Here is a 9,313-nt window from a genome sequence, read left to right on the forward strand (position 1 = left end):
GCGCAACCCGCCTTGTCAGAGACCAAAATCGCCGCGGTCAAATGCGTCAATCTGACCATAACTCACCTCGCAACAATTCGGGACCGGCACATGACGGACTGGCGGGCGCGCAAATGGACCAATGTTCTGCTTTTGCTCGTTGCACTGCTTCTCGTCGTATCGCTGGTGATGCTCGGCAATTGGCAGATGCGCCGGCTGGACTGGAAGGTCGGCCTGATCAACGCGGTGGAGACCCGTGCCTTCGGCGTTCCCGTCGCAGCACCGACGGCCGAGCAATGGGCCGGGATCAATGCCGACGATCACGCCTATCTTCGGGTCACGGCAAACGGGCGGTTTCTGCATGAAAACGAAATCCCGGTCACGGCCGTGACCGAGCTTGGCGCGGGATACTGGATCCTCACCCCGCTCATACGCCGCAATGGCGAACTTATATGGGTCAACCGCGGATTTGTTCCGTTCGAACTGAAGGACCCCGGAACCCGAAACAATAGCGGCGACGAGACCGTATCAGTTACGGGGTTGCTGCGCGTAAGCGAGCCGAAGGGCACCATTCTGCAATCGAACGATCCGCAATCCGGACGCTGGTATTCGCGCGATGTCGAAGCCTTCTCACGCGCCATGGGACTGCCGGCGCCGGCGCCCTATTTCATCGATGCCGGACCCGGCGAGGACGCGCAGGGCTGGCCGCGCGGCGGCCTGACCAACATCGCCTTCCGCAACAACCACCTCGTCTACGCGCTGACCTGGTACGCCATGGCCCTGATGCTCGCCGGTGGTGTGGCCTACGTCCTTTATCTGTCGGCGTGGCCGCAGGAAGATGCTGACGACTGAGGCCAGAGCGTTTCATACGGCAGGACAACCAGTATTTCAGACCAAGGCAGCGCTCATCGGTCACAGCCGGATTGTGCATCTCGAACGCCTGCGCCAACGCCTTGCCGATATCACCCGACGATCATCTGCTTCATCCTGAGAGCCTCGTATTCGAGCTCCTTCAGGCGGAAGTTCACGACATCGCCGATCGTGACAATGCCGCACAGCCGTCCGTTGTCCATGACCGGCATGTGCCGGAATCTGCCCTCCGACATTTTCGTCAGCACCTCGTCCAGCGTTTCTTCCGGCGCGCATGTCGACACATTGGTCGTCATCAGGCCTTCGACCTTTTGAGGAAGGGTCTGTCCCGGCGTTTCGGCAAGTTTGCGGACAATGTCGCGCTCGGACAGGATACCGACCATTTCTCCGTTTTCGTCGGTCACCAGCAGCGCGCCGATACGCCTGTCGCGCAGCGCATCCACCGCCGTCTTGACCGTGTCGCCCGGCAAGACGGAGAAAACGTCAGGGCCTTTGCCGTCCAGGAGCGTTGCCACGGTCGCCGTGGTCGAAGCGAGATTCGTTTCGACCGATTGGCTGAAGGTCCGTTTTTCTTCTTTGTCGCCACGCATGGGCGCCTGATAGGAATTGGGGGCCATGGGAACACCTCCGGCTGTTGAATCACACCACTGACAGCGAGCTTACGACAGCACAACCGAATAGGGAACTTTGATTGGCGCAAATCGCCTTAGACAGGAGCGGTCACACCGCTTTCGCGGGCTCTTTATCACTACTGTCGGGCGTTGCGCGCGCCCGCGGACACTCCAGCATGTCGCGCAAGGGGCTGTCCGGATCGATGTCCTTGTGGCACACAACACATTTGTCGGCGCCGGAGATCGCGTTCAGGCCGCCGCAACTGCCCTTGATGGTCTTGCCCCTCAAGATAACGCCGAGCGACATGCCCGCCACGGCTATGGCAAGAAACAAAAAGGCAAAGAGAAATGTGGCCATCTAACCTGTCTGTGCGTTTCCGGATTTCCGACTATTGACTTTCGAGCAGGGCATTAAAAGCACTGCTTGCCCTGGTAATATATGGGTCTGATCCGTTCTGTCCAACACGGGAGATAAAATATACGGCGATTTGATTGGCCTCGGCAATTTCCAGGCCCCTTTCAGCGCCGAGCACGAGCATGGTGGTCGCCCAGGCGTCAGCCATCATGGCGTTGTCCGCGACCACGCTGGCGGACGTCGTCCAGTGTGTGATCGGACGTCCGGTCACCGGGTCTATGATATGCGAGTAGCGCACGCCGTCATGTTCGATGAAATTGCGATAGTCCCCGGATGTGGCAAGGCCCTTGTCCTCCAGGGGAACGACCAGCTCGACGACCTTCTCGCCGGGTTCGGGTTTTTCTATACCGATCTTCCAGGCCTCGTCCATCTCGTTGCGGCCGGCAACGACAAGGTCGCCGCCGATCTCGACCATGAAGTTCTCGGCACCCAGTTCCTTCAGTTTCGCGGCGATGTCGTCGATGGCGAAGCCCTTGGCGATTGCCGACAGGTTAATCCCCACCTGTGCATATTTCTTGGCGAGTTCGGACGCATCCGCATTCAGCGTCAGCACGTCGGACTGCCCGACGAACTTCAGCGCCTCATCGATATCCGCGTCCGACGGCACGGGGTCGTCCGGCTCGCGTGGTCCAAAGCCCCAAAGCTCGATCAGCGGGCCGAGCGTTACGTCAAACTTGCCGTCGCTCAAATCGTGCACCTGATTGGCGGCGCTCATCACCGTGAGGAAATCTGCCGAAACATCGAAGGGGCCGGTGTCGCCCGACGCGCTGATGCGGGACACCTCGGACTCCTTGTCCCAGTTGGACATCTTCGCATTCACATCAGCAAGGACGGTCTCTATCTCTTCGGACAACGATTCCTTTGTGACATCGCCCGGGACACCGATGGCTGTGATGTTGTAGGTGGTGCCCATCGTGTCGCCGGAAATACGCAAAACACCCGGCGGTTCCTCGCCCGAACAGGCCGCCAGAAGCAAAGCGACCGCCATGACAAATGACTTTTTCGTGGTTTCCATGATTTTTTTGATCGATTCCCGCTATTTGTGCCCAAATTCGATTGTGCGCGACCCTCCCCATGTGCATAAAGCGGGCTGGGAGGGAATGGGTACCAGTTGAGGCGCTGATAGTGATTTTTAGCGGAAATTGCCAGCTGTTTTTCCCTGGTGGTCCGGAAAATGCCGTTCGTGCCGTTCTATCGGCAAAGATCGGCAGATGGTACAAAGCAGCCGGTCGGTGCCGCCGTCGTTCGCGACCGCCGGTCAGCGCAGTCCCGATCGTGGGGCAGCAGGTTTGAAATGGAAACGATCAAGTTAAGAAAAGGCCTTGACCTGCCGATCAAGGGGGCGCCCGAGCAAGCGATATATCAAGGTCCCGCCGTCCGTTCCGTCGGGATCGTCGGCTTGGATTATGTCGACCTCAAGCCCAAAATGCTTGTGCAGGAACAGGAGGCCGTAAAACGCGGGACGCCGCTGTTTTTTCACAAGGACGATCCGGAAGCCGTGGTCGTTTCACCGGTGACGGGCCGCATCGGCGCAATCAACCGCGGCGCCAGGCGCGTCCTGCAGAGCGTCGTCATCGAGATCGACGATGCGGACGACACGGGCGTGGCGTTCGGGCCGCTGGCGGACAATGCTTCCGCTGACGAGGTGGTCGAACGGCTCTGCGCGGCAGGTCTTTGGACATCATTCAGGACCCGCCCCTATTCGAAGGTTCCGCACCACACCAGCAGGCCGGTGGCGATCTATGTGGCCGCGATGGAGAGCGAACCGCTCTCGGCCGACGCCAATCTGGTCATCGAAGCACGGCCCGAAGACTTCGAAAAAGGGCTTGCCGTCGTCGCAAAGCTGACGGATGGGCCCACTTATCTGTGCCAGTCGCCGGATTTGCGGTTCGACGGATCGGCGATCAGCGGCCTGACCCCGGTCGGTTTCGTCGGGCCGCATCCGGCCGGACTGCCGGGAACGCATATGCACTTCCTGACGCCGCCGAAAGCAGACCAGCCCGTCTGGACCGTTTCCTATCAGGACGTTATCGCCATCGGCGCACTGGCGCGCACGGGTCATATCGATCCCGCCATTGTGGTTTCCCTGTGCGGTCCGCTGGCGGCCAGGCCGCGGCTTTTAAGGACGATCGCGGGTGCCTCCATCGCCGACCTGACCGAGGACGAGATAGCGGGCGACAGTGTCGTGCGAGCTCTGTCGGGTTCGGTGCTGAGCGGGCGAAATGCCGGGGGCGCGCTTCGTTTCATCGGCCGCTATCATCGGCAGGTGTCGCTGATCGAGGAGGACCACAAGCAGATTCCCCTGGGCTGGATCAGGCCGATGCCGGGCAAATACGCTTTCCAGCCGGTTCTCGGCTCCGCCTTCAGCAGGAAGCTCTATGCATTGTCGAGCAACCTCAATGGCGGACGGCGCGCCATGGTTCCGACCGGTACGTTCGAGGAACTGATGCCGCAGGACTTTCTGCCGACACAGCTCCTGCGGGCGCTGCTGATCAAGGACACGGACACCGCTCAGGCCCTTGGAGCGCTCGAGTTGGACGAGGAAGATCTCGGGCTCGTGGGATTTGCCTGCCCGGCGAAATACGAATATGGCCTTGCCCTCAGGGAGTGCCTTGAAAAGATCGAGAAGGAAGGCTGATCCTTGGGTTTGCGCAGTTTCTTTGACCGGATAGAACCGCTTTTTGAAAAGGGCGGAAAATACGAGAAGTTCTTTCCCCTCTACGAGATGGTGGAATCCTTCGTCTATACACCGAAGACGGTGACGAAAAACGCGCCCCATGTGCGCAGCTATGTCGATATGAAGCGGATCATGACCTATGTGGTCATTTCGACGATCCCCTGCATTCTGTTCGCCTGGTACAATACCGGCTTCCAGGCCAATTCGGCGATTGCCGCGCTCGGGCCAGGCGCGGAGACCGGCTGGCGTATCTGGCTGCTGCAGACATTGGGCATCGGGCTTGATCCCACCAATATCCTCGCCTGCATGGCGCACGGGGCGCTCTATTTTTTCCCGATTTACATAACCACGCTCGTTGCCGGCGGCATATGCGAGGTGGTTTTCGCGACCATTCGCGGACACGAGGTCAATGAGGGTTTCCTCGTTACATCGATGCTCTATACGCTGATCCTGCCGGCCTCGGCGCCGCTATGGCAGGTTGCCCTCGGCATCGCCTTCGGCGTCGTGATCGGCAAGGAGGTGTTCGGCGGGACCGGAAAGAACTTCCTCAACCCGGCGCTGACAGGAAGGGCTTTCCTCTATTTCGCCTATCCGGCCGATATGTCCGGCGATACGGTGTGGACACCGGTGGACGGGTTTTCCGGCGCCACCGCGCTTTCCGTCGGCGCCTCACAGGGCTATCAGGACCTGTCGGCAACGGGCCTTAGCTGGATAGACGCCTTCCTCGGCTTCATGCAGGGCAGCCTCGGAGAGACCTCGACGCTCGCCTGCCTCATCGGCCTGGCGTTCCTTCTTGTCACCAAGATAGCCAATTGGCGCCTGGTCGTCGGCTGCCTTGCCGGAATGATCGGCCTTTCGCTGCTGCTCAACGCGATCGGCTCGAGCACCAATCCGATGTTCGCAATGCCCTGGTACTGGCATCTCGTGATCGGCGGCTACGCGTTCGGACTGGCCTTCATGGTGACCGAACCGGTATCGGCCTCGCACACAAATCTCGGCAGATACTTCTATGGCGCGCTCGTCGGCGTGATGGTCGTGCTGATACGGGTGGTCAATCCGGCCTTTCCGGAAGGCATGATGCTCGCCATATTGTTTGCCAACGTCTTTGCGCCGTTGATCGACTATTTTGTTGTTCAGGCCAATATCAAACGGAGATTGCGCCGCTATGGCTGACGAGAGCCCGGACAAGGAAGGCAGAAAGGGGCCGCTTCGCCGGTTTCTGGACCTGCCGACGGATTCGATCCCGAAAACGCTCTTCGTGGCGGTTGCGCTGTGCCTGTGCGCGTCGATGGTCGTTTCGGTGGCCGCGGTCGCGCTGCGTCCGATACAGGAAGAAAACAGGCTTCGCGACAAGCGGATCAACATTTTGCAGGTGGCCGGGCTCTATGAACCCGGCGAGAATGTCGCCGAGGCGTTCAACGCCTTCGAACCGCATGTGCTCGATATCCGCACGGGCACGTTCACCGACGCGTTCGATCCGCTGACCTTCGACGACAAGGCGGCGTCCGACGATCCCGAAATCAGCCGCGCCCTGGGCGACGATCCGGCCGGCATCGGACGCCAGTCCAACTTCAAGACGATCTATCTGCTGCGAAGCGAGGACGGCGCGATCGACAAGGTGATCCTGCCGGTTCACGGTTATGGTCTCTGGTCCACCCTTTACGGCTTCATTGCGCTTGAATCCAACGGCAACGATATCTTCGGACTGCAGTTCTACGACCACGCCGAGACACCGGGTCTGGGTGCGGAGGTCGACAATCCGCGCTGGAAGGCGCTGTGGAGCGGAAAGAAACTGCGTGACGACGGCGGCGATCTGCAGATCACCGTCGACAAGAACCCGCCAGCGGCGGGCATCGACTATCATATCGACGGGCTGGCCGGCGCGACGCTGACGTCGCGGGGTGTCGATAATCTGGTAAAATTCTGGATGGGCAAGGAAGGCTACGCTACATTCCTCAGTAACCTGCAGGCTGGAGAAATCTCATGACACAAAAGCGCAAAGAACTGCTTGTCGATCCGCTGGTCGACAACAATCCGATCACCCTGCAGGTGCTCGGGATCTGTTCGGCGCTGGCGGTCACCACGTCGCTTCAGGTGGCCTTCGTGATGTCGCTCGCGGTCATCGCCGTGACCGGCTTTTCCTCCATGTTCATCTCGATGCTGCGCAACCATATTCCGAGCTCGATCAGAATTATCGTTCAAATGGTGATCATCGCATCGCTGGTGATACTGGTCGACCAGATCCTGAAGGCCTACGCATTCGAGATTTCCAAGACGCTTTCGGTGTTTGTCGGCCTTATCATCACGAACTGCATCGTCATGGGACGCGCCGAGGCGTTCGCGATGAAAAACCCTCCGATCGCCTCCTTTATCGACGGTATCGGCAACGGGCTTGGCTATGGTCTCATTCTCATGCTCGTCGGCGTCGTACGCGAGTTGTTCGGCTCCGGATCCCTGTTCGGGGTGACGATCCTCGAAACCGTCAGTAATGGCGGCTGGTATGTGCCCAACGGCATGTTGCTGCTGCCGCCGTCGGCCTTCTTCATCATCGGTCTTCTGATCTGGGTGTTCCGCTCCTGGAAACCGCAACAGGTCGAAGAGCGTGAGTTCAAGATCCAAACGGTAGAGGCGCATTGATGGAAGGCCTTGTCGCCCTTGCCGTAAAGGCGATCTTCGTCGAGAATCTCGCCCTGTCGTTTTTTCTCGGCATGTGCACCTTTCTTGCCGTTTCCAAGAAGATCGCGACCGCGATCGGTCTCGGCATTTCCGTCATGATCGTCCAGACGATCACGGTGCCGACCAACAATCTTCTCTTGACCTATCTGCTGAAACCGGGCGCCCTTTCCTGGGCGGGTTTCCCGGATGTCGATCTGACGTTTCTGGGGCTTATCTGCTACATCGGCGTCATTGCCGCGATGGTGCAGATCCTCGAGATGACCCTGGATAAGTTCTTTCCGCCGCTCTACAACGCGCTCGGCATCTTCCTGCCGCTGATAACCGTGAACTGCGCGATTTTGGGCGGCTCCTTGTTCATGGTCGAACGCGACTACAATTTTGCCCAGGCCACCACCTACGGCATCTCGTCCGGCTTCGGATGGGCCCTGGCCATCGTCGCCATGGCCGGTGTCCGCGAGAAGCTCAAATATTCGGACGTTCCCGACGGCCTGCAGGGCCTCGGTATCACCTTCATCAGTGCGGGGCTGATGGCGCTGGCCTTCATGTCCTTCAGCGGCGTCAAGCTCTAAGAGGTCAGGCGGCATGGAAACATTCAGTCTTGGAGTCATCCTGTTCACGCTGATCGTCCTGGCTCTGGTGACAATCATCCTGCTGGCGCGCAGCCAGCTGGTCTCGACCGGAAACGTCAACATCACCATAAACGGTGAAAAGACCGTGTCGGTGCCCGCCGGCGGCAAGCTATTGCAGACGCTGGCGGAACAGAAGCTGTTCGTTCCCTCCGCCTGCGGCGGCGGCGGCACCTGCGCGCAGTGCCGTGTCAAGATCAATTCCGGCGGCGGCTCGATCCTGCCGACGGAAGAAAGCCATATCACCAAACGCGAGGCGGCCTGCGGCGACCGCCTGTCCTGCCAGGTTGCGGTCAAGCAGGATATGGATATCGAAGTTCCCGAGGAGGTGTTCGGCGTCAAGAAGTGGGAATGCACCGTCCGCTCGAACGAGAATGTCGCGACCTTCATCAAGGCCCTGGTCCTCGAATTGCCGGAGGGCGAGGACGTCAATTTCCGCGCCGGCGGCTATATCCAGATCGAGGCACCGGCGCACCACCTGTCCTATGAGGAGTTCGACGTCGAGGAGGAATACCGGGACGACTGGGACAAGTTCAATCTGTGGCAGTACAAATCCGTTGTGGACGCCCCGATCGAGCGCGCCTATTCGATGGCGAATTACCCGGAGGAAAAGGGCATAATCATGCTCAACGTCCGGGTGGCCTCGCCACCGCCGGGATCGGACGGCATCCCGCCGGGGCAGATGTCGTCCTATATCTTCAATCTGAAACCGGGCGACAAGGTCACGATTTCAGGCCCCTTCGGCGAGTTCTTCGCCCGCGACACCAAAAAGGAAATGATTTTTGTCGGCGGCGGCGCCGGCATGGCGCCGATGCGCAGCCATATCTTCGATCAGCTCAAGCGGCTGCATTCGGATCGCAAGATTTCCTTCTGGTACGGCGCCCGTTCCAAAAAAGAGATGTTCTTTGTCGAGGATTTCGACACGCTCGACGAGGACAACGACAATTTCGAGTGGCACGTGGCGCTCTCCGATCCGCTGCCCGACGATGACTGGGACGGCTATACGGGCTTCATTCACAATGTGCTCCTGGAGGAGTATCTGAAGGACCATCCGGCGCCGGAGGACTGTGAATATTATCTGTGCGGTCCGCCCATCATGAACTCATCGGTCATCAACATGCTGCTTGACCTCGGCGTCGACCGTGAAGATATCATGCTCGACGATTTCGGCGGCTAAGCGATCCGATGCGGCCGGCCCGGCAGGGTCAGAACTTCAGCGGCAGAAAAGCCAGCAGCAGCAGGCCGATACCGGCCGGCACACCGAAGAGCCAGCCACGCAGCCGCCAGTTCGCCGGCTGCCGCTTCCAGTTGTCGCGGAACAAATGACCGAATACGACGACCAGGAATACCAGTATCGTCCCCGTCAGCGGGGTAAGGTAGAGTTCTTCCGGCACTTTGTTCACCCGGCCACGCGCGTCAGCAATATGCGATCATTTGAAGGTCGCGCGGCAAATAGCAA

11 protein-coding genes are annotated in these 9,313 nt (G+C 59.5%); 7 read left to right on the forward strand and 4 right to left on the reverse strand.

The genetic code is table 11. From position 1 onward, the window contains the following. Window positions 1–831: SURF1 family protein (locus tag AC5E6N_RS21260; RefSeq protein ID WP_491749689.1), on the forward strand; the 831-nt coding region annotated here is incomplete at its 5' end. Window positions 832–941: 110 nt separating this feature from the next. Here the strand turns inward: AC5E6N_RS21260 and AC5E6N_RS21265 are convergent. The 3 genes from AC5E6N_RS21265 to AC5E6N_RS21275 form a co-directional block, all read right to left on the reverse strand. After that, complete coding sequence (locus AC5E6N_RS21265; RefSeq protein WP_491749690.1) at window positions 942–1,466, reverse strand: CBS domain-containing protein; 525 nt, start codon at window positions 1,464–1,466, stop codon at window positions 942–944. 103 nt (window positions 1,467–1,569) lie between these two features. Further along, window positions 1,570–1,818 carry a (Na+)-NQR maturation NqrM gene (gene nqrM / locus AC5E6N_RS21270; RefSeq protein ID WP_491749691.1) on the reverse strand — a complete coding sequence of 83 codons (249 nt, stop codon included), beginning with the start codon at window positions 1,816–1,818 and terminating at the stop codon, window positions 1,570–1,572. 31 nt (window positions 1,819–1,849) lie between these two features. Then, window positions 1,850–2,890 carry an FAD:protein FMN transferase gene (locus AC5E6N_RS21275; RefSeq protein ID WP_491749692.1) on the reverse strand — a complete coding sequence of 347 codons (1,041 nt, stop codon included), beginning with the start codon at window positions 2,888–2,890 and terminating at the stop codon, window positions 1,850–1,852. 279 nt (window positions 2,891–3,169) lie between these two features. On the opposite strand from AC5E6N_RS21275, the gene AC5E6N_RS21280 reads away from it, so the two are divergent. The 6 genes from AC5E6N_RS21280 to nqrF are packed head-to-tail and all read left to right on the forward strand — an operon-like array spanning window position 3,170 to window position 9,031. Continuing rightward, on the forward strand, window positions 3,170–4,513 hold the full coding sequence (locus AC5E6N_RS21280) for a Na(+)-translocating NADH-quinone reductase subunit A (protein WP_491749693.1): 1,344 nt from the start codon (window positions 3,170–3,172) through the stop codon (window positions 4,511–4,513). 3 nt (window positions 4,514–4,516) lie between these two features. After that, window positions 4,517–5,725, forward strand: a complete 1,209-nt coding sequence (locus tag AC5E6N_RS21285; protein ID WP_491749694.1) for an NADH:ubiquinone reductase (Na(+)-transporting) subunit B — start codon at window positions 4,517–4,519, stop codon at window positions 5,723–5,725. After that, window positions 5,718–6,539 carry a Na(+)-translocating NADH-quinone reductase subunit C gene (locus AC5E6N_RS21290; protein WP_491749695.1) on the forward strand — a complete coding sequence of 274 codons (822 nt, stop codon included), beginning with the start codon at window positions 5,718–5,720 and terminating at the stop codon, window positions 6,537–6,539. The genes AC5E6N_RS21285 and AC5E6N_RS21290 overlap by 8 nt, the downstream gene beginning before the upstream one ends. Then, on the forward strand, window positions 6,536–7,189 hold the full coding sequence (locus AC5E6N_RS21295; protein ID WP_491689888.1) for an NADH:ubiquinone reductase (Na(+)-transporting) subunit D: 654 nt from the start codon (window positions 6,536–6,538) through the stop codon (window positions 7,187–7,189). Before AC5E6N_RS21290 ends, AC5E6N_RS21295 begins: the two co-directional genes overlap by 4 nt. Continuing rightward, on the forward strand, window positions 7,189–7,797 hold the full coding sequence (nqrE, locus tag AC5E6N_RS21300; protein WP_491749696.1) for an NADH:ubiquinone reductase (Na(+)-transporting) subunit E: 609 nt from the start codon (window positions 7,189–7,191) through the stop codon (window positions 7,795–7,797). Before AC5E6N_RS21295 ends, nqrE begins: the two co-directional genes overlap by 1 nt. A gap of 13 nt (window positions 7,798–7,810) precedes the next feature. Next, complete coding sequence (nqrF, locus tag AC5E6N_RS21305; RefSeq protein ID WP_491749697.1) at window positions 7,811–9,031, forward strand: NADH:ubiquinone reductase (Na(+)-transporting) subunit F; 1,221 nt, start codon at window positions 7,811–7,813, stop codon at window positions 9,029–9,031. 28 nt (window positions 9,032–9,059) lie between these two features. Here nqrF and AC5E6N_RS21310 read toward each other — a convergent pair whose 3' ends face one another. Beyond that, window positions 9,060–9,248 carry a hypothetical protein gene (locus AC5E6N_RS21310; protein WP_491749698.1) on the reverse strand — a complete coding sequence of 63 codons (189 nt, stop codon included), beginning with the start codon at window positions 9,246–9,248 and terminating at the stop codon, window positions 9,060–9,062. Between the last annotated feature and the right edge of the window lie 65 nt (window positions 9,249–9,313).

Source organism: Hoeflea sp. (genome assembly GCF_984452065.1).

Coding starts and splice junctions, on each gene's coding strand:
- AC5E6N_RS21265 (WP_491749690.1), bottom strand. CDS start 1,466: ATGGCCCCCAATTCCTATCAGGCGCCCATGCGTGGCGACAAAGAAGAA.
- nqrM (WP_491749691.1), bottom strand. CDS start 1,818: ATGGCCACATTTCTCTTTGCCTTTTTGTTTCTTGCCATAGCCGTGGCG.
- AC5E6N_RS21275 (WP_491749692.1), bottom strand. CDS start 2,890: ATGGAAACCACGAAAAAGTCATTTGTCATGGCGGTCGCTTTGCTTCTG.
- AC5E6N_RS21280 (WP_491749693.1), top strand. CDS start 3,170: ATGGAAACGATCAAGTTAAGAAAAGGCCTTGACCTGCCGATCAAGGGG.
- AC5E6N_RS21290 (WP_491749695.1), top strand. CDS start 5,718: ATGGCTGACGAGAGCCCGGACAAGGAAGGCAGAAAGGGGCCGCTTCGC.
- AC5E6N_RS21295 (WP_491689888.1), top strand. CDS start 6,536: ATGACACAAAAGCGCAAAGAACTGCTTGTCGATCCGCTGGTCGACAAC.
- nqrE (WP_491749696.1), top strand. CDS start 7,189: ATGGAAGGCCTTGTCGCCCTTGCCGTAAAGGCGATCTTCGTCGAGAAT.
- nqrF (WP_491749697.1), top strand. CDS start 7,811: ATGGAAACATTCAGTCTTGGAGTCATCCTGTTCACGCTGATCGTCCTG.